We start from the raw sequence: 19,860 nt of genomic DNA on the forward strand, positions 1-19,860 counted from the left end.
ACTGATGAATCTTCTTAAATCTATATTAATTTAGAAAATATATAAAAAAAACATTTATTTAACTTTAAATTTAATCTATTTTAGTCTGTATTAGTTCGCACTAATCTGTCAAAAAACCGAGACTTTTGCGGGTAACTTAATGCTATCAGATACTAAAATAAAATCACTAAAGTCTAAAGAAAAAGCATATAGAGTGCTTGATGCAGAAAGGTTATACATTGAAGTTAGACCCACTGGCAAGAAAATCTGGCGATTCAAATATACATTAAAAGGAAGGAATGGTAAGTTTTGGTGAATATGCTATTGTCTGTCTAGCTGAAGCATGTAAAAGAAAGATGAATCTAGGATCTTATTAAAAGACGATATAAACCCTGTTGATGAAAAAAGAAAAAAAGGCAGAATCTGTTACGGCCTCATCCAATACTTCTACTGCTAACTGCATTCGCTAGCTCACTATCTACTGTATCACAGCTTATCTCTAAAACATTACTTATTTCACCTCCAACTTTACTCATGTTAATTCATCTATATTTATAAAAAATCAAAAAAAACTATTTTAAAAACCTAACCAAGCCTAAAACCATTAAAAAACATTCATATTGTTTTCATTAAGATAAATCATATATATACCTCCTTTCAAAAAACCAATAACCAACTTTTACATATTCAATCTTATAACAAGAAATATTGACATCCATTTTTCTTTCAAAAGCAAATTTTTTAGCGTAATATGGAAAACCACTAATACTTATATCCATGGTACTATAAACTTTACCATCAACATTCACATCATATAATAAAAAATCACTACTATTTCTATGACGATATTTTTTCTCTAAGAACAAGCACCCCCTAATAATATTTTTATCATCTAGCGCCAACTGTCTTGCTCTTTTTTCAAAAAAATAATCACTAATAAAAGGTTGAATAATAACCATTATTAAAATTGGATATATTATAAATTTCACATTACCCCCCCTTATCACAACACATTCATAAAATCAAATATAAAAAATGATTTAAATATTTAATTAAAAACTTAGAAGAACTCATATCTTATTAAACGTTCTATTTCTACACGGCTTTGTTGTACAAACCTATTTTTGACAGCTTATTCAGAAATATAATTTTCAAATGAAAAAACCTATAACTGAATTTTATCGCTCAACGAATTGATCCTCTTATAATCAAGCCTTAATCAATCGAGTAAATATATTAATTTGGTTTAATCCTACCACTCAATGGCAGAATGCCATTTGCAACATTACTCCATGAAAAACGTATTTGGGCTGAAAAGAATTAAGCTCAAATTTAACCTAACAGTCTTAAGCAAATATCTGTAACTATCAGCTCAGGTTTGAGCTAGTATACACTATTATAAAAACACGCTTTAAGTATGAGTATATTGAGCCAAGTTATTCGCGTTTTTTACTCATTTCGGATAACAAATCCAGTTGTATTTCTTGTATTTGGGCTAACCTATTCCACTGATGCATCAACAGATGATCTAGTTTTTCATTTAAATGTTGAATTTCTAACTCTGCCTTTAAATTAATTTTATAATCGTTTTGTGAACGCAATCTGTCTTTGGCTTCCTGTCTGTTTTGGCTCATCATAATCACAGGAGCTTGAATCGCTGCAATACAGGATAAAATTAAATTTAATAAAATAAAGGGATATGGATCGGCAGGATGCGTGACCATGACCACTGTATTGACAATAATCCAAATGGCTAGGAAAGTAGCAAAGCACATGAGAAAAGCCCAACTACCACCAAAGGTCGCAATTTTATCTGCCAGCCTTTCCCCTAAAGTCCAATTTTGATCCAACTGATTTTCAACATTTTTGGTGATCACTTCATGTTGTTGCAAACTTTTAATCACCTCATATTCAAGATCAGTCACTTCCCCCTTTTCAGACTTTAACAGTGAATGAACATACTGAATTCGATACTTAGTTAAATCTGCTTGGCAAATATAACTTTGAGGCGACCATTCTGGAAAATCATGTGAAATTTCTTCGGTAATAGATTTTCGTATTGCCCCCATAGGAATGAGGTTTTTAATGAGGAATTTCTGCCCACAGACTAAACATTCATGACTTTGATTTTTTTCGCTCATGCTCGTTCTCTTTTATAATCATTATTGGTTTTGGGGGAGATAAACATCTTCGAACAAATTTTAAACCAATGTCAAATTTTCAGCACCACTCAGAGTAGCTCCTCATTAAGTTTTCTCTAGACAGTAGCCATGAATAAAAAAATGCCACAGATATAATCATGATTCTGTGTCTTAAATAAGGCTAAACAAGTTCATATCATCAGGCTAAAAATTAAAAAAATCCAGCTTTAGAGCAAGGAGACAATCAATGCCTAACTCCGCAAGGCCTATGCGTTTAGGTCTACTTTTTCATACAATATTGCTCACAGGTATCACTGCTAACGTAGATGCGAATACACCACCTGTAATGTTGACTTCTCCTAAAGATTTTATATACCCAGATGTAGATCTGGGTCTAAGTGAAAGTCTTTATCCAAATGAGGCCGCCACTGCTAAAGAAATCGCGAACATCATTGAAATGACGATCCGAAAACAATATTCCACAGATATCGCGCTACGTGATGCGCACCCTAAAGCACATGGTTGCGTACGTGCAGAATTTAAAATAAATGAGACATTGCCTCAAAACATGGCTTATGGTGTTTTTATTCCAGGAAAAACTTATCAAGCATGGATTCGTTTTTCGAATGGATCGAGTAATGCAAAACAGGCGGATATAAAAAAAGATGCACGCGGCATGGCGATCAAACTTTTAGCCGTGCCAGAGAAAAACCTTTTAGATGAACCTGCGGCTACGCAAGACTTCATTATGATCAATCACCCTGTATTCTTTGTAAATGACCCCGCTCGTTATCTATCATTTATACAAGATATCAATAGTGATCGATTTCTAAAAAAACTGCATGTCCCTTTTGCATTAGGAGCCAAAGGAACTTGGATTGCCTTGAACACTAGAAATAAAATTTCAAATCCACTGCAAACCAGATACTGGTCTATGGTTCCCTATCAGTTAGGAGTCGGCGATCATCGTCAAGCAGTAAAGTACTCTGCTCGTGCATGTTCAAGCGTTGTTAGCCCGATTCCAGCTACTCCTCAAAAGGACTTTTTAAGAGAGACACTTCGAACGACGTTACAAGATCGTGATGCCTGCATGGAGTTTTTAGTACAACCTCGGACATCCAGCGCAATGTCTGTTGAAGACTCGATGACGGAATGGAAAGAAGACCAAGCTCCCTTCTATAAGGTGGCCACTATTCGTATTCCTCAGCAAGTTTTTGATACCCCTGAGCAAAATAAGTTTTGTGAAAACCTATCCTTTACACCATGGCATGCATTAGCTGAACATAAACCACTGGGTGCGATAAACCGAATGCGCAAAGTCATATATGACCAGATTAGTCGCGTCAGACATGAAATGAATTCGGCTAAACAAACAAACGCTAACAATGTCGGAGATCAATAAGGAGTCCTATGGTTAAACTCGATGGCCTATTAATCTGTGTGTCTAAAGAAGAAGTCCATCTGGTGATGAAACTCCTTCCAGAACATATTGAATTAACTCATCAAGAAGAAGGCTGCATTTCTTTTGAGGTCAAGCAAAGCCACGACCCTTTTATCTGGGAGGTGCTAGAAGTTTTTGATAGCATGAAAAGTTTTAAGCATCACCAAAGTAGAACGGCCTCGTCCATTTGGGGAGTGAAAACACAAAATATTAAACGACAGTATAAAATATCTGAGGGTGAATAAGGTTTAACTTTCTAGCTATAAAATGACACTTCTATGACTAAAACTTGAAATAGCCCTCAAATGAAAGCTATCTCTATTCAGACCTTAAAATTTAAAATGTTCTGTACTAAAAAACACAATGAAGAATAGCGATTTTTGTATGGATCATCATGCATTGAGCAGGTGTTAAAGCTAAGAGCTTTTTAGTGAGCAATCGCTGCTGCTTTGGGTTTAAAAGCCACCAAACAAAAGACGATAAAAGCACATAGAACAAAGGATGCGCCAAATCGACTCAGATCCAACCCTCCGTGACTAATGGGCTTATCTAGGAAATCCCCCAGTACGGCACCTAATGGTCGCGTGAGTACAAATGCAGCCCAAAATAAGAAAGTTCTAGAGATTTTGGTCCACATATAAAGCATCGTCAGCAATAAAAGTAAACCGCCAAAGATAAGTGCTGCACTGGTATAGCCCAGTCCTTGCGTATCTGCTGTCCAATCCCCTAGCGCTGTGCCCAATGTTTGGGAAAACATAATGGTCAGCCAATAAAACGCTTCACTTTTAGAAGATTGAATACTCTGTACCGCAATTGACCCGCTGCTGTAGTACCACGCCAATAAAGATAAAATAAGCAGGCCAAATAAGATTAAGCTGCCACCTAAATAGCCCAGTCCTAAGGTACGATCAACATAGTCCGCTATAGTTGTCCCTAGAGTTGTTGTTGCAATGATTGTAGACCAATAAAAAAATGCATTATATTTTTTGGCCTTAATCTGTGCCGCAACGAATATTGCAAAAATAACGGCGAAGATACCCGTACTTACGATATATCCCAAATTAAGCGACATGGATAAGGCATCCCCCGCTGTTTCACCCAGAGTTGTTGCCGCAATTTTAATGATCCAAAACAGCAAAGTGACTTCAGGCACCTTGCTCAGCACCTCATGCAGTGTTTTTTCTTCAGTCATGATACGCACCCAAACCTTATTCTTTTGTCTATGCTGAATAATAGTGCTCACAACTGAAACCAATCTTAAATTTCAAAGACCTCGCCCATAGAGGCTGTTTATGGCTTTCAATAACACAACGTCCATAGACTTATTCATCCGCTTTCTAAATGGACTTGAAACCAAGCTGAGCTGAGTTAAACACCTAAGCTGTTGTTACTCGCTACCCGTAAAGACAGCTGTAAAATAAGCCATGGCAAATGTTCTGTTCGCATCAGTTTAATTTGCGATATTTTTGAATTCACCTGATTGACCCGTCTATAAGTAAAGGGTTTAGCTTAATGGAACAATGAACGAATGATGGAAACTATGCTTACTGTATCTCGCTTAGCGAAAAAACTCGGTTTATCCAGAACGACTATTCTCTATTATGAGAAACAGGGTTTATTAAAACCAAGCTTAATCGCTGAAAATGGATACCGGTGGTACGGTGAAAGTGAAATTGAGCGTCTTAAAAGCATCATCTCCTACCGTTCTTACGGACTATCCATTTCAGATATTCGCTTGCTTTTAGAACCACTTAGCATATCCCAAGGGCAGATCTTGGAAAATCATTTTCGGGCATTGGAACAAGAGATCAATAACTTAAGAGCTCATCAAAAAGCCATCATTGAGTTATTGAAAAAGTCCATTTTATTAAAGGAAAAGTTCGTGAATAAAGCCAAATGGGTAGAGATTATGATCGCAGCAGGTTTATCAAAAGAAGATATGATTAAGTGGCATCAAAAATTTGAAGAGATGGAACCTGAGGAGCATCAAAAATTCTTAGAGTCACTCAACATTACACAAGATGAGATTACGGCTATTCGAAGCTTATAGTGCTTTTTAGCTCTCAATATTTGATCATTTGAACATCAAACCCAATAGCTCTCATCTAAGCGCTATTGAGTTCACTGCTTACCTATCGTAAGCATTTTTTATCCCTAAATATTATTCCTGCACCAACAAGCAGATCATCCTAAAGACTGCCAAAACTGAAGATTAGAAGTCGTTAGGATGATCATTGGCGATTAAAAAGTCCAAAACAAAAAACTTTATTAAAAAATGACTGGTCAGAACTTTTCATTGAATTCTAATTGAAAATATATATATTGAGTCTCCGCATCCACCATAAATATGTGATTTTAAAAATGATTAAAAGCTTAACATTACGTAATTTCTTCGGATTAGGCATGGCTATCATGATTTCTCAATCTGCTTTTGCACTAGAGGGATTAAGCACAGAAGAAGCCAACACCATCGTGAAAGAAGATATTGCAGCAGCGCAAGTCATGACCGAATTTTGCCCTGCTTTGGTGGGTCAAGGCCCTAAAATTGAAAGCAACATTCAAACTTTAATTCAAACCTATTTACAAGACTACTCAGATAAGTCGATGACCTATGCAAAATTACAGTCAGACAGCGAATACCAGTCGATTCTGAAAGAAGCTCGTACAGATGCAAATGGTACTGACAAAGCAGAACAAAAGTCAGTATGTGATGACGTTGTAAACTTTGAAGGTTAATTCAAGTTCTACATCTATATCGCAAAGAAAGGATGAATAATGGGGTTATTCATCCTTTTTTATTGGACTGAAAAATGTAAAAACGATGAAGCGACTTCAACAGCTTCTATACATTTTTGCGCTTACATTTACTTAAAATTTGTTTAAGCTCATCCTATTATGGCAACAACATGTATGCACTTAGGGTTTATAATGAATTTAAATGTAATGAAAAAAGTGATTTTGGCAGTTTGTGGTTCTTCTTTGATTGCTATCGGTTCGGCTCATGCGGCCAATAAAGACGAAAATATTGAAGTAACTCCACTGCAACAAGTGACGCAGCAAGAGTTGGCTGCAATTTATGTCCTATCAGAAGTTTGTCCAAGTCTCGTTTCAGACCAGAGTCAGTTTGAAAATGGCTACAACACTTTGGCCAAAGAATATCTACCGCAACAGAAAAACCCGACTGAATACCTTAAAAGCCTCAGCAAAGAGAAAAAATTTAAGCCTATTTTAGCCGAAGCTCAAGCCGATGCGAAAAAAGCAGGTAAAGCGAAAAACCAAGAAATTTGTAAAGAATTGAGCACTTACAGCAAATAATACCAATTGGTTACAATATCTTTGAAATAAGCCGATTTCTCCCGTAGAAGTCGGCAGAACTTTGTCCTAAAATGCAAAGCTCTCGTGCTTATACTAAAGAAATCGGAACCCCTTAGAATGATTCAAAAAAGCGCCCTTGCTGCGGCATTACTCGTACCAAGCATTTCATTTGCAGCAACTGTCTTATCCTCACCACCAGAACTAAATAATAAATCATATGTGCTGATGGATTATGAGACTGGGCAAATCCTCGCATCTAAAAATGAAAATGAAAAATTAGCACCAGCGTCAATGACAAAAATGATGACGAGTTTCATTATTGAGCAAAAGTTGTTGGCGGGCGAGCTAACCGAAGATGAAAAAGTTCGGATGAACGAGTCTGCTTGGTGTCGTGGTAGTAGTTCGGAATCATGTATGTATGTGCCATTAAATGGTACTGCGACTGCATTAGAGATGTTACGCGGCATTATCATCCAATCGGGTAATGATGCATCTAAGGCTATGGCTGAGCACATTGCTGGGAACGAAGGCACTTTCGTTCACATGATGAACACTGAAGCAAAACGTATCGGCATGACCAATACCAGCTTCATGAACTCAACAGGTATGCCTGCTGAAGGTCACTACTCCACTGCTAAAGACATGGCAACGCTTGCACAGCACATCATTCACGACAGTTCAAAATATTATCCGATTTATTCTGAAAAAGAATTTACTTTTAACGGTATCAAACAAGGCAACCGTAATGCCTTGCTTTATACTGACCCAAGTGTCGATGGTTTAAAAACTGGTCATACTGACGAAGCGGGTTATTGCTTAACAACTTCGGCTAAACGTGGCCCAATGCGTTTGATTTCTGTGATTTTTGGTGCGCCAAGCATGCAAGAACGCGCAACGCAAACACGTGAAATTTTAGCGTGGGGTTATGCAAATTTTGAAACTAAAAATGTTCAAGCTGCGAACCAAGTTTTAGCAAAATCAAAAGTGTGGTTTGGTAAAGAAAGTGACGTACAAATTGGTTTAGCTGAAACCTTTAATGTGACTATGCCTAAAGGTCAAGCCAACGCAATCAAAACACAACTCGTGGTTCAACCGAAACTGACTGCACCGTTGAAAAAAGGACAAGTGGTTGGTAAATATGTAGCAAGCCTTGATGGTAAAGTGATTGCTGAAAAACCACTTGTGGCGCTGAAAGATGTTGAAGAAGCAGGTTTCTTTGCACGTATGCTTGACCACATCAAACAATTCTTCTCAAACTTATTCTAAGTAATATTTAGACTTAAGTTAAAGCATCCACACCTCGGTCTGGATGCTTTTTTATTTTATAATGGGCACCTACGCAAAGGCAGAACACCAACATGGCTAAAAATATTCGCCCTTATTTGAACAGCACTCCACAGCTTGGCAACAACTGCTATATCGATGAAATGTCGGTAGTGATTGGTGATGTCATCTTGGCTGAAAATGTTTCTGTGTGGCCTTTTGCCGTGATTCGTGGTGATGTAAACCATATTCAGATTGGTAAAAACTCAAATGTACAAGACCATGCTATGCTGCATGTTAGTCATAAAAAAGCGGACAAACCAAATGGCTCGCCTTTAATCATTGGCGAAGATGTCACGATTGGTCACCATGTTACCTTACATGGCTGTACGATCGGCAATCGGGTTTTGATTGGTATCAATAGCATTGTTTTGGACGATGTCATCATTCCTGACGATGTGATGATTGGCGCAGGAACACTAATTCCACCAGGGAAAGTACTGGAAAGTGGCTATTTATATGTCGGTAGTCCTGCCAAAAAAGTTCGTCCTCTAACAGAAAAAGAGTTGGCATTCTTACCGTATTCAGCACAAAACTATGTCAAAGTATCGGGGCATTATTTAGAGTCATAATCATTGGGAGCATTTTGCTCCCCTTTTCGTATCAGATCAAATAACAATATTCCCTTCAAAAATGCTGAATCTGCGGATTAATACTTCTCAAATGCTGTCACTAAAAAATCAATTAATGAATCATTTCGGGTTTTGGCTCCCAGTTTGGAATCACTTTGACCAAACGCCCTTCTTTTAAATCATTATGAATAATCAGCTCTGGTAACTTGGCAGTCCAAGTCCACCACAATACCTACATAGCCTAGCGGATGAAGACAATACCTAAAGCTTGGAACTAAGCTACTAATTTTATATTCATAACATAGCCACCACCGCCTAAATTTTGTAGAATACTCCTTTTACCCCATGGTGCTTTTATATGACCGCTTGGACAGCTCACGTCACCGTCGCAACTGTTGTTGAAAAAGACGGAAAATTTCTATTTGTAGAAGAGCATACTGCGGGTGTGACACACACTGTATTTAACCAGCCTGCTGGCCATGTTGAATCAGGTGAAACACTCATCGAAGCTGCCATTCGTGAAACTATGGAAGAAACTGGACATGAAGTGTCTATAGATGCGTTATTGGGCATTTATACCTATACACCACCCATGTTTCCAGACCGCACGTATTATCGTTTCTGCTTTTTAGCGCAGTCACTTCATCACAGTCCAACCGCTGAACTCGATACAGGTATCGTGGGTGCAGTATGGATGACTTTGGATGAACTACTCGAAACGGCCCGTGCACGTAGTCCATTGGTGATTAAAGCGGTTCAAGACGCACTCGCGGGGCAAAAATATCCTTTATCGCTCGTTTATGAGCACCAAAATTCTCCCCTTATTTCAAGTTTGGATGCCTAGTCCTATGCAACAACGTGTCATCGTCGGTATGTCGGGTGGTGTAGATTCATCTGTTTCTGCTGCTCTTCTTCTTCAACAAGGTTATCAAGTTGAAGGTCTTTTCATGAAGAACTGGGAAGAAGATGACGGTACGGAATACTGCACGGCTATGGAAGACTTAGCCGATGCTCAAGCCGTCTGTGACAAACTAGGGATTAAGTTACACACCGCTAACTTTGCTATGGAATATTGGGATCGGGTATTTGAGCATTTCTTAGCGGAGTATGCTGCGGGCCGTACACCAAACCCAGATATTTTATGTAATAAAGAAATCAAATTCCGTGCGTTCTTAGATCATGCTATGCAACTGGGCGCAGACTTTATTGCGACTGGTCATTATGCACGTCGCGGCGAAACTATGACCAACTCTAAAGGTGAGGAATACGCACCTTTACTGCGTGGTTTAGATAAAAACAAAGACCAGACCTATTTCTTACATGCTGTGCATGGCCGTGAAATTAATAAGACGTTGTTCCCTGTCGGTGAAATTGAAAAGCCTGAAGTACGTAAAATTGCGGAACAATATGACTTAGTCACGGCGAAGAAAAAAGACTCAACAGGCATCTGTTTTATTGGTGAACGTCGTTTTAATGACTTCTTAAAACAATACTTACCTGCACAAGCTGGAAAAATCGTCTTAGATGATGGCAAAGAGGTTGGTGAACATCACGGCTTAATGTACTATACGCTCGGTCAACGCGGTGGTATTGGTATTGGTGGTTTGAAAGGTGTGGCTGAAGGCGCATGGTTCGTTCTACATAAAGATATTGAAAACAACCGTTTGGTGATTGGTCAAGGTCATGAACATCCACTCATGCAAAGTACTACACTTTGGAGTGAAACAATTGACTGGGTCGCAGGTGAAATGCAGATTCCTGAAACAGGTTTCCGTTGTACCTCACGGACGCGCTATCGCCAAGATGACCAAGATTGTGTGATCTTTAATGATCCGACTACCCCAGGTGGCGTACGTGTTGAGTTCGATGAACCCCAACGTGCTGTGACTCCGGGTCAGAGTGTCGTATTCTACTCAGGTGAAGTTTGTTTAGGCGGTGGCGTGATTCATCATACCAATGCTCCTAAACCTGATTTTATTTAAAGGATTTTAAGACATGGCTGAGTTACCGTTTCAACAGCCTCAAACTTTGAACGAACGCCAAAACCGAGCTTTGGCGTTGGCGGCTGTTTTTCAGTCCGCGCAACTAACGCATATGACCGCCTTAAGCGGTCAGCAAAGTATTGGGGAAAGCGGTAACTTCTATTTAGAGCAGTTGATTAAAGCCAGTTTAAATATCCGACCGAAGGGCAACCAAAGTGGACAAACTTTAGACTTCTTTCATCAACTGGCGGACATCTCCTTAGGACTGAAAACCTTAGAAAGTAGCATTACCCAGCCCTTTAATACCTCACCCAAAACTCGAATTCCCAAATTATCCACCGCTAAACTTCCCATGACCTATGCCATGGCACTCTTACAACTCGAAAAGAAAGTGTATAGCAACCCCAAATTCGTTGAAATTATTGAACAGTCCCAACAAAAAATCTTAAGACAGCTTTCTTTTTTCGATAATAACTATTTACACCCAAGCATCATTGCCAACCTCGCACAAACCTACGTCGATACCGCCGGGCAAATTAACCCACGCATTATGGTGCGGGGCAATGCAGAAGCATTTAAAGACTCATCGCATACCAACCGCATTCGAGCTTCCCTCTTCACTGGCTTACAAATGGCACATTTATGGCGTCAGCTCGGTGGAAGTTCATGGGGCATGGTGTTTAGTAAACGCAAATTGCTCAAAGATATTCAAGATCTCGCTCGTTTACAGTATCAGGTGATTTAACACATGATCGACGGGCTTTTTAGTTTTACGTTTAATTCCAAAGTTTAAGGAATCGCTATGAACGCTTTAACCGCACTTTCTCCATTAGATGGACGCTACGCTAGCAAATGTGATGCGCTTCGTCCTTTCCTCTCTGAGTTTGGTTTAATCCATGCTCGTGTGACTGTTGAAGTGCGTTGGTTACAAGCGCTTGCAAACCGTCCAGAAATCACTGAAGTGCCTGATTTCAGTGCTGAGACCAATGCTGCACTTGATGCAATTGTTGCTGACTTTTCTGAAAGCGATGCCAACCGTATTAAAGATATCGAACGTACCACGAACCATGACGTCAAAGCCGTTGAGTACTTCCTGAAAGAAAAAATTGAAGGCATCGAAGAGCTTAAAAATGCGGGTGAATTCATTCACTTTGCGTGTACCTCTGAAGACATCAACAACTTGTCTCATGCATTAATGCTGAAAAGTGGTCGTGATGTATTGGTTGCATCTATGCAGCAAATCATTGACTCAATCGTGGCATTGGCTGAAAAGCATGCTGACCAACCTATGTTGTCTCGTACACATGGTCAGACGGCAAGCCCAACCACTTTGGGTAAAGAAATGGCAAACGTAGCGTACCGTCTTGCGCGCCAAATCAAACAATTCAAACAAGTTGAGCTTTTAGGCAAAATTAATGGTGCGGTAGGTAACTATAACGCTCACCTTTCTGCTTACCCAGACATCAACTGGCCTGCACACTCACAAGCATTCGTTGAGTCTTTAGGCCTAAGCTTTAACCCATATACCACTCAAATTGAGCCGCATGACTACATGGCGGAACTGTTTGATGCTTTACGTCGTTTCAATACGATTTTGATCGACTTTAACCGTGACGTTTGGGGTTATATCTCGCTTGGTTTCTTCAAGCAAAAACTCAAAGATGGTGAAGTGGGTTCTTCAACGATGCCACACAAAGTAAACCCTATTGACTTCGAAAACTCAGAAGGCAACTTAGGCTTAGCCAATGCTGTACTGGCGCACCTTGGCGAAAAACTTCCAATTTCTCGCTGGCAGCGTGACCTAACGGACTCAACTGTACTACGTAACATGGGTGTTGGTTTTGCACAAAGCTTGATCGCTTTTGAAGCCTGTTTAAAAGGTATTGGTAAACTTGAACTGAATGCTGCACGTATTGATGAAGACTTGAACAATGCGCAAGAAGTTCTAGCTGAACCAATTCAAACGGTAATGCGTCGTTACAACGTTGAAAAACCATATGAAAAACTAAAAGCATTAACTCGTGGTCAAGCCATGACACGTGACATGATGGTTGACTTCGTCAATGGTAATGAACTTGAAGCTGTCCCTGCTGCTGACCGCGCACGTTTAGCGGAAATGACACCTGCAACCTATACAGGTAACGCAGCTGAACAAGCAAAACAAGTTGCTGACTTAATTTCTAAAATCTAATTTTTAGAAATTGAAAAAAGCGAAGCTTAGGCTTCGCTTTTTTATCTATAATGCAAACAAGAATCTCCTATATGCATAATTGAAAAACCAATAAAAATGATGACAATCCTTAAAAGTACAACAACGAAAGCTCACTTTGACTATCAACTGAAAAAACCGCATTGGGTTGCGCTCATTGTACTCGCTGTCGCCATTGCTTTCGCATCGATCCACCCCCTTGAAGTCAGCTCTTATATTCTGCATCAGGTCGGAACCGTATTCATGTTGGTGACGCTGATCATTTGTCTTTATAAAATGGGGCTCAGCTTAATCAGTTTTATGCTATATATTGGGTTTTTGCTGATTCATATACTCGGTGCGCATTATCTATATTCTTATGTGCCCTATAATGAATGGTCTATGCAGTATTTAAATCTAGACCTCAACCAGAGTTTCGGTTGGACGCGGAATATGTATGATCGCTTTGTACATTTAGCGTACGGTTTGCTGCTCTACCCGTTTTTCTACCGTCTGTTTCAAGTGTGGCTGCCTCAACTTTCTAAACTCACCCTATTCTTGCTGGTCATTCAATTTGTGATGGCAAGTAGCCTCATTTACGAATGGATTGAATGGTTTATTGCGATGGGCTTATCGCCTGAAGATGCTGAAAACTACAATGGACAACAAGGTGATATTTGGGACGCGCACCAAGACATGCTTTTAGCCACAGTTGGCGCAATCATCACAGGCATAGCCTGTCTATTGAAAAAGTAGTCATTTTGTCTACCATAAAAAATAACGACAGGACTCATTCAAGTATAAGTGATTTGTACATCAGTTTTAAAAAACAAAAAAAAACACCACGTCAGGCGTGGTGTTTTTAACTCTCTTAGTCTTTCGCAGACTCATCTGTTGGCACTTCAGTAATTCGGCCACCGCGAGCAAGGAATGCCGCAACTTCGTCTTCAAGTGCTTGGCGTTGTTTTAATTTTGCAGTCACCGTCAGTGTTTCAGCTTCGGCAACATCACCATCACTTACAACATTATCAGAAGAATCTGATGCGCCTTTTTCCGCTGCTTGAGCTTCATCTTCGTCGACTGCTGAGTCTTCTACATCATCATAATCATTTGAATCAGTCATCTTAATCTCCCCACAAATGACATTTTAGGTTCCCATGAATTACTGGTTTCCAATTATGTTGAAATTTAACAAGCTCTCAGCCTTTCGCATAGTCTTATTCAACGGAAAATCGTATCTTTTTTAATCAAAATCGTAATCTTATTTTACGACTGCCTAAAAAATAACACTTCCGTTCTTAGACAGCATAACGCGTCTCTTTGAGCAACCCTAAACCATTGGCCTGTGCCATAAAAGCATCTTTTAATACAGGCAGTTTTTCAACCTGTTTCAAACCAAAGTTTCGTGCCCACACCACAGGAAAGAGTTGTGTGGTTTCCATCCAACCGATGGCAGACATGCTATGCATCATGGCATCATTTTGTCCTTTACGGCGGTGTTCATAACGCTTCAGTGTTTGCTCATGTGCCCACGCGCCACGTGCTAGATCATGTAGTAATACATCACACAGTACAGCCGCATCAAGACAACCAATATTCACACCTTGCCCCGCCAACGGATGAATCACATGAGCCGCATCACCAATTAAAGCCAAGCCTGCTTTAACATATTGCTGTGCAGCACGTGCTTTGAGTGGGAAAGTGGCACGAGGTGTCGCTTCCAACACTTCGCCTAACATGTGATGACTTTCTCGCGTTAACAGCTGGGTAAATTCAGCATCTGAAAGTGCAGCATATTCTTCTGCATAATCATCGGGGAGCGTCCATACGATAGATTGCCAATGCCCTGCTTGCTCTGGCTGTAAACTCGCCATTGGTAAAAATGCTAAAGGTCCCATTTCTAAAAAAATCTGATGTGCAACGTGTTGATGAGGCTGTGCCGTGCGAATGGCGCAGCTTAAACCAGCCTGTTTGTAATCCAGCACATCGATATCGATAAACGCTTGTTCCCGTACAAAAGAGTTTGCACCATCTGCACCAATCACCAGTTTGGTTTTCAACACCGTACCATCGGCCAAATGGATATACCACATCCCAACACCTTCTTCTACACGGGCAACTTTAACCTGAGTTCGGTAATCGTTGAGTACAGCAAGCATCTGCTGTTGAATCGCTAAATTAAGCAAACTTGGCTCAACCATAGAACCGAGTGCTTGTTCGCCTTGTGGTTCCTTCTTGGACGCATGACCAAAGTTAATTTCACCATAGCCATTTTTATTCCACACCTGCATGCCACTATACGGCATCTGGCGGGCAATCTTGTCCCAAACATCAACGGTTTTAAGCAAGTGTATCGTCGCTTGACTGAGTGCCAAGACACGTGGGTTTGCAACACTCAAGGTTTTTTGTTCATCTAAAATAGGTGCAGCATCCAGTACGGTAGCTTGCACACCGCCTTGCGCCAAAAGCAAGGCGGTCAGTCCACCAACCAAACCACCACCAATAATCACCACATCTAAAACATCAGTTTGAACATGACTCATGCTTTTAGTCCCATGGCATAGTTGGCAACGAGCGGTTTAATGCCTGGAATCGTATCAAACGCGACCAAACCAGTATTCCGAATAAACTTTAAGATTGGATTACTGTTGCTAAAACCTCGTACCACCGAATCACAGAACTTAATTACGCGTTGTTGATCGGTCAAACGTGAAGCCTCATAAGCTTGCAGCATTTCGGCATCGCCCAAATCGGCATTTTGCGCAATTTGCTCCGTCAAATAGCGTACTAAGACGTGTGCATCTCGCATACACAGGTTAAAACCTTGCCCGGCAACGGGGTGAATGGTATGCGCGGCATTGCCCATTAACACCAACCGTCCTACGGCCTGCTTTTCTGCTAATACTTGTGACAATGGAAAACTAAAACGCTTACCTGTTTTTTGGAACTTTCCTGCACGGTCGCCATAAGTTTCTTGCAAAGCATCTAAGAAATGCTGGTCATTTTCATCGCCCAACCATTCACCTTCTGTGCCTTTTTTCACAGGCCAAACCACGGAACGACGGTATTCTCCAGGAAGAGGTAATAATGCCAATGGCCCTAAGCTACTAAAACGTTCAAAACCCACATGGTTGTGCGGTTTTGAGGTTTGTACCGTGGTCACAATAGCGACTTGATCATAATCATGCTCCGAAGCACCTATTCCTAAGGCTTTACGGCAGAATGAATCACGTCCATCTGCAGCAATGACAAGTTTTGCTTGCAATGACAGTTGTTCTTCTCCACGACTCGCTTCTATGTATGCCATATCGGCATCTTGGGTCAGTTGGGTGACTTGTACACCATCAATCAGCTCAATAAATGGTTGTTTTTGAACTTCCGTCAGTAGTACACGACCAAGCCATGCGTTTTCTATGACCTGCCCGAAGCTTTCGACTTTTTCTTGTTCTGCTTTAAGACGCGCCTTACCAAAGCTGCCTTGTTCGGTGATATTCACTTCTAAAATAGGTGTTGCATGTTCTTGTAAAGCGTTCCATAAACCCAGTTCTTGGTAAATTTGAACTGTGCGACGTGACAAGGCGCTGTTTCGTGCATCAAAGCTAGAATGGTATGGCGCAAGGTTTACATCATCATAATTTGGGTATTTGATCGCCTCTAAAAGCTTCACTGCCATGTTTTGTTTGGCTAACATCAACGCTAGACTGAGTCCGACCATACCACCACCGACTATGATGACTTCTTGTTGCATGCTTCTATCCTTTTTATGGCGTACCTAAAGTCAAAAACTTCAAATACCTATAAGTTTTAATGGATTTATATTACATCAAAGATTTTCTTTTTTATAATGAAATGGATGTTTTTACGTACTTTCACCGTAAAGTGTCATGTCATGATTTTTGAAAAGACAGTCTTTTCGATTTTCATCAAAACTTGTTCAGAACACGGTTTAAGCAAACTTATGAAAAATCTGGAGCTCTGATTAAATAGTAGGCGTGGAACGTGAAGAATCAATAAAAAGCCGTTCTAGGGTTCAGAGCACTAGAACAACTTTAATTAAAGTATTGATTAAGAAGGATAAATTTCAATAATTTCGTATAAGGTGTATTATGTTAATTTTAGAAAATTTAAACATTTACCTTATAATTCAACTGTAGTTCATCCGCATTTCTCCCTCTAATGCCCCAGTTTTCTTTAGGAGTTTCAAATATAGTTATCTCAACATCATTTGAATCAATACCGCATAGATTGTTTATATTTTCGAATAGAGACCTAATAAATGCTTTTTTAGTCTCTTTTGTTCGTCCATCGAACATAGAAATTTCAATAATTATATAAGATTTACTGCGATCTACTGGATATACAAAATCCTTAGATTCTAGTGCGATAAAACGTTGAAACCTTTTCTCTTCAGGGTATTTTAATTCTTTAACTAAAGCCTGATGGATAGCTTTACTTAAATTATCACGATGTAATTCTATTGTTTCATTTAAAGCATAAATTTTTATCTGAGACATTACTTTCTCTAAATTAAAACCCTAATTTTAGCTTAGTTTCTCCCCTATTTAACATAATGGCACTTATACGAAACAAGAGTCTTAGAATCTAATCAAGCATCTCTAATTCTTTTAATGCAATTCTCAGCGTCCGAATTGCGGAAGCACGAAAAATAGGATTTGTCCCATCAGCGGAAGGATTTTGATCTGTCCAAGCGATTGCTGCAAGACATTGAATGCCAACATAGAATAGAAATTTCATTTTAGGCACAGTCTGCTTATACGTACATTCCCAACCCTCTAAAAAAGCATTTCGTAATTCTAAATCAGAGAAATCTATATCCACCCAAATAATTTTAGCTAAATCATAGACCGCATCTCCAATACGAGCAGCGTCGAAGTCTATAATACCCGAAATTCGATTTTCACTGTCTACAAGGATATTTCGACCTTTATAGTCACAATGCAGTAAATGAAGCTGTGTCGGCTCACATATCGCTTTAGCGTATTTTCGTAACTCATTCAATTGGTCGCAAAACTCATGATAATCAGATGACAATGGATTTATACGTGACATCCATTTTGAGATCATTAATTCTAATTGTTGCTTCCACAATACCCAATGTGTTGATAAGCCATCACGATCTTGCCAGAACCTCATATTCAATATGCGCGTTTGTGGAAGCGCACGATGAAGTTCGCCCAAAGCTCTGAACCGTAACGGGTTTGTCGGAGACCAACTTTCCTGAGAGAATGTTCCGATGAAAAAACCCAAATATACCCCTGAAATCAGAGATAGAGCGGTTCAATTATTGATTGAATCCGAAAAAGATTATCCTTCTACTTGGGCTGCAATCACAGCAATTGCACCCAAGATTGGCTGTACTCCTGAAACACTACGTTCCTGGCATCAGAAGCATTTAAATCAACGGAATCCAATCAAAGTACAGCAGCTTTCAGACCAAGAACGCATTAAACAACTTGAACGCGAAAATAAAGAACTGCAACGAGCCAATGAAATTCTACGCAAAGCAGCCGCTTTTTTCGCCCAGGCGGAGCTCGACCGCCCACACAAATAATGGTGGATTTTATCCATAATAATAAAGAGCTGTACGGAGTCGAGGCGATTTGTAGAATTTTACCGATCGCACCTTCAACCTATTACCGAACTTTAGATCTCGCGGACAATCCAGAGCATCGAGCGAAACGAGATTTACATGACTTGCATCATGCTGAACAAATTAAACGAATTTGGAAGGAAAGTTCAGGTCGATATGGTGTACGTAAAGTCTGGCAAAAATTAAAACGTGAGGGTTATGTTATTGCACGTTGTACAGTTGCTCGATTGATGCAAAAGCTAGGTATACAAGGTGTTTGGCGTGGTAAGAATAAACAAACCACCCGTAGCCGAGATGATCAAAAACGAGCAGCCGACTTAGTGAAACGGGATTTTAGTGCAGATCAGCCTGACCAGCTATGGGTCGCAGACTTTACGTATATTCAAACAAATTCAGGCTGGGTATATACCGCCTTTATTATTGATGTGTTCTCACGAGCAATTGTTGGATGGAAAGTATCTACACGGATGAATACAGATATGGTGCTCGATGCATTGGAGCAAGCATTGCACGATCGAGGCATGCCAAAGAATGTGATTCATCATTCCGACAGGGGTGTGCAATATCTTTCCATTCGCTATACCAATCGTTTAGAAGCAGCAAATTTACGAGCATCAGTCGGTACGACTGGTGATTCATACGATAATGCTTTGGCTGAAACGGTGAATGGCTTATACAAAACAGAGGTGATTAAATATTTAAAAGCAGATTGGCAAGGTTTAGCGGATGTACAACTTGCGACACTAAACTGGGTAGATTGGTTTAATAAAGAGCGTGTACATAGTGCACTAGGTTATGTATCACCTTTTGATTTTGAAGCAATGTACTATGATAAGATTAACCCGTTAGGTCAGGTGGCCTAACTTAAATAAAAAGTCTCCGACAAACCCGGTACGGTTCACTCGTCCTGCATTCCCAAGCAAAGAGATTTTCTGTACCCGCGTACAATTCTTTAATGCTTGATCGACTTGAGTACCTTCTATGGCACTTATGACAAGGATAGAAGAACCTTCCCATTCAAACTTATTTAATACCTTTGGTGTTAGTGGAAATTCTTTGAGAGCTTCTAAGATTTCACAGTAACGATCATTAGCCGTTTGAATATTTGCTATTTTGATAAAGACTTCTCCTTGAGAGGATTGCCCTTGATACACTGAAGCCCCATTTCTCTGTGTAACTAAATCTAACGTCTTTGCCTGAATCCTATGCTTTAACTTAGATAAATCTTTCATGCTGCCTAATTTCTGTTGTGAATAAAAATGATGATGAAATAACTAAAATTTTTATTTATAAATATTATAGTTCTCT

At 39.7% G+C, this 19,860-nt stretch carries 22 protein-coding genes, 2 pseudogenes and 1 other annotated feature; of the genes and pseudogenes, 15 read left to right on the top strand and 9 right to left on the bottom strand.

The genetic code is table 11. The features are described 5' to 3' along the window. The first annotated feature begins 139 nt into the window (after nt 1-139). The gene (locus AC4CUZ_RS15690) at nt 140-295 is read left to right on the top strand and encodes an Arm DNA-binding domain-containing protein (RefSeq protein WP_227556994.1); all 156 of its coding nucleotides are present in this window, start codon (nt 140-142) and stop codon (nt 293-295) included. Between the two features lie 313 nt (nt 296-608). On the opposite strand, the gene AC4CUZ_RS15695 is transcribed toward AC4CUZ_RS15690, so the two are convergent. Next, nucleotides 609-968, bottom strand: a complete 360-nt coding sequence (locus tag AC4CUZ_RS15695; RefSeq protein ID WP_201950789.1) for a hypothetical protein — start codon at nt 966-968, stop codon at nt 609-611. A 166-nt stretch (nt 969-1,134) separates the two neighbouring features. Between AC4CUZ_RS15695 and AC4CUZ_RS15700 the strand changes: the two are divergent. Further along, a pseudogene (locus AC4CUZ_RS15700) lies at nt 1,135-1,245 on the top strand (IS5/IS1182 family transposase); the annotation flags it as partial. Nucleotides 1,246-1,415: 170 nt separating this feature from the next. Here the strand turns inward: AC4CUZ_RS15700 and AC4CUZ_RS15705 are convergent. Next, a complete protein-coding gene (locus AC4CUZ_RS15705; protein WP_078388870.1) occupies nt 1,416-2,120 on the bottom strand; it encodes a DUF1003 domain-containing protein in 705 nt (234 codons plus the stop codon). Between the two features lie 247 nt (nt 2,121-2,367). Between AC4CUZ_RS15705 and AC4CUZ_RS15710 the strand changes: the two genes are divergently transcribed. Beyond that, nucleotides 2,368-3,522 (top strand): catalase family protein, encoded by a 1,155-nt coding sequence (locus AC4CUZ_RS15710; RefSeq protein ID WP_262470872.1) that lies wholly within the window; start codon nt 2,368-2,370, stop codon nt 3,520-3,522. A gap of 8 nt (nt 3,523-3,530) precedes the next feature. Then, complete coding sequence (locus AC4CUZ_RS15715; RefSeq protein ID WP_151836993.1) at nt 3,531-3,806, top strand: putative quinol monooxygenase; 276 nt, start codon at nt 3,531-3,533, stop codon at nt 3,804-3,806. 182 nt (nt 3,807-3,988) lie between these two features. On the opposite strand, the gene AC4CUZ_RS15720 is transcribed toward AC4CUZ_RS15715, so the two are convergent. Further along, a complete protein-coding gene (locus AC4CUZ_RS15720; RefSeq protein ID WP_062034481.1) occupies nt 3,989-4,753 on the bottom strand; it encodes a COG4705 family protein in 765 nt (254 codons plus the stop codon). Between the two features lie 336 nt (nt 4,754-5,089). Between AC4CUZ_RS15720 and AC4CUZ_RS15725 the strand changes: the two genes are divergently transcribed. From AC4CUZ_RS15725 to AC4CUZ_RS15770, 10 genes are all read left to right on the top strand, one after another. Beyond that, the gene (locus tag AC4CUZ_RS15725; protein ID WP_004694198.1) at nt 5,090-5,611 is read left to right on the top strand and encodes a MerR family transcriptional regulator; all 522 of its coding nucleotides are present in this window, start codon (nt 5,090-5,092) and stop codon (nt 5,609-5,611) included. Between the two features lie 311 nt (nt 5,612-5,922). After that, the gene (locus AC4CUZ_RS15730; RefSeq protein WP_035326613.1) at nt 5,923-6,297 is read left to right on the top strand and encodes an MCR_0457 family protein; all 375 of its coding nucleotides are present in this window, start codon (nt 5,923-5,925) and stop codon (nt 6,295-6,297) included. A 192-nt stretch (nt 6,298-6,489) separates the two neighbouring features. Continuing rightward, complete coding sequence (locus tag AC4CUZ_RS15735) at nt 6,490-6,876, top strand: MCR_0457 family protein (RefSeq protein WP_004694202.1); 387 nt, start codon at nt 6,490-6,492, stop codon at nt 6,874-6,876. A gap of 117 nt (nt 6,877-6,993) precedes the next feature. Then, nucleotides 6,994-8,142, top strand: coding sequence for a D-alanyl-D-alanine carboxypeptidase PBP5/6 (gene dacC / locus AC4CUZ_RS15740; RefSeq protein ID WP_004694204.1), 1,149 nt, complete (start codon nt 6,994-6,996; stop codon nt 8,140-8,142). Nucleotides 8,143-8,234: 92 nt separating this feature from the next. Beyond that, nucleotides 8,235-8,771 carry a gamma carbonic anhydrase family protein gene (locus tag AC4CUZ_RS15745; RefSeq protein WP_151836996.1) on the top strand — a complete coding sequence of 179 codons (537 nt, stop codon included), beginning with the start codon at nt 8,235-8,237 and terminating at the stop codon, nt 8,769-8,771. Between the two features lie 358 nt (nt 8,772-9,129). After that, nucleotides 9,130-9,615, top strand: coding sequence for an NUDIX hydrolase (locus AC4CUZ_RS15750; protein ID WP_005399799.1), 486 nt, complete (start codon nt 9,130-9,132; stop codon nt 9,613-9,615). 4 nt (nt 9,616-9,619) lie between these two features. Next, nucleotides 9,620-10,753 carry a tRNA 2-thiouridine(34) synthase MnmA gene (gene mnmA, locus AC4CUZ_RS15755; protein ID WP_005399800.1) on the top strand — a complete coding sequence of 378 codons (1,134 nt, stop codon included), beginning with the start codon at nt 9,620-9,622 and terminating at the stop codon, nt 10,751-10,753. A gap of 13 nt (nt 10,754-10,766) precedes the next feature. Beyond that, a complete protein-coding gene (hflD, locus tag AC4CUZ_RS15760) occupies nt 10,767-11,498 on the top strand; it encodes a high frequency lysogenization protein HflD (protein ID WP_004980842.1) in 732 nt (243 codons plus the stop codon). Between the two features lie 57 nt (nt 11,499-11,555). After that, entirely contained in the window at nt 11,556-12,944 is a 1,389-nt protein-coding gene (gene purB, locus AC4CUZ_RS15765) for an adenylosuccinate lyase (protein ID WP_151836997.1), read from the top strand. A 96-nt stretch (nt 12,945-13,040) separates the two neighbouring features. Beyond that, entirely contained in the window at nt 13,041-13,697 is a 657-nt protein-coding gene (locus AC4CUZ_RS15770; RefSeq protein WP_050764484.1) for a DUF2238 domain-containing protein, read from the top strand. Nucleotides 13,698-13,812: 115 nt separating this feature from the next. Here AC4CUZ_RS15770 and AC4CUZ_RS15775 read toward each other — a convergent pair whose 3' ends face one another. The 5 genes and pseudogenes from AC4CUZ_RS15775 to AC4CUZ_RS15795 all read right to left on the bottom strand — a co-directional run. Continuing rightward, nucleotides 13,813-14,064 (bottom strand): hypothetical protein, encoded by a 252-nt coding sequence (locus tag AC4CUZ_RS15775; protein WP_151836998.1) that lies wholly within the window; start codon nt 14,062-14,064, stop codon nt 13,813-13,815. A 175-nt stretch (nt 14,065-14,239) separates the two neighbouring features. Then, nucleotides 14,240-15,484: an FAD-dependent monooxygenase gene (locus tag AC4CUZ_RS15780; protein ID WP_151836999.1), complete on the bottom strand. Its 1,245-nt coding sequence runs from the start codon at nt 15,482-15,484 to the stop codon at nt 14,240-14,242. Next, entirely contained in the window at nt 15,481-16,689 is a 1,209-nt protein-coding gene (ubiH, locus tag AC4CUZ_RS15785) for a 2-octaprenyl-6-methoxyphenyl hydroxylase (protein WP_151837000.1), read from the bottom strand. The genes AC4CUZ_RS15780 and ubiH overlap by 4 nt, the downstream gene beginning before the upstream one ends. 376 nt (nt 16,690-17,065) lie before the next feature. Then, entirely contained in the window at nt 17,066-17,455 is a 390-nt protein-coding gene (locus AC4CUZ_RS15790) for a tautomerase family protein (protein ID WP_114836855.1), read from the bottom strand. Between the two features lie 88 nt (nt 17,456-17,543). Next, a pseudogene (locus AC4CUZ_RS15795) lies at nt 17,544-18,146 on the bottom strand (aminoglycoside phosphotransferase family protein); the annotation flags it as partial. Nucleotides 18,147-18,195: 49 nt separating this feature from the next. Between AC4CUZ_RS15795 and AC4CUZ_RS15800 the strand changes: the two are divergent. After that, nucleotides 18,196-19,415 (top strand): IS3 family transposase gene (locus AC4CUZ_RS15800; protein WP_490747898.1). Its coding sequence is split into 2 segments (ribosomal slippage): nt 18,196-18,472 and nt 18,472-19,415, totalling 1,221 coding nucleotides; the frame shifts between segments, so codons are not numbered across the junction. Continuing rightward, nucleotides 18,471-18,587 (top strand) — a sequence feature (AL1L pseudoknot). It overlaps the preceding gene by 117 nt. Here the strand turns inward: AC4CUZ_RS15800 and AC4CUZ_RS15805 are convergent. Further along, complete coding sequence (locus tag AC4CUZ_RS15805) at nt 19,398-19,784, bottom strand: hypothetical protein (RefSeq protein ID WP_490747899.1); 387 nt, start codon at nt 19,782-19,784, stop codon at nt 19,398-19,400. The genes AC4CUZ_RS15800 and AC4CUZ_RS15805 overlap by 18 nt on opposite strands. Between the last annotated feature and the right edge of the window lie 76 nt (nt 19,785-19,860).

It is taken from the genome of Acinetobacter sp. 789_lipA (genome assembly GCF_058242845.1).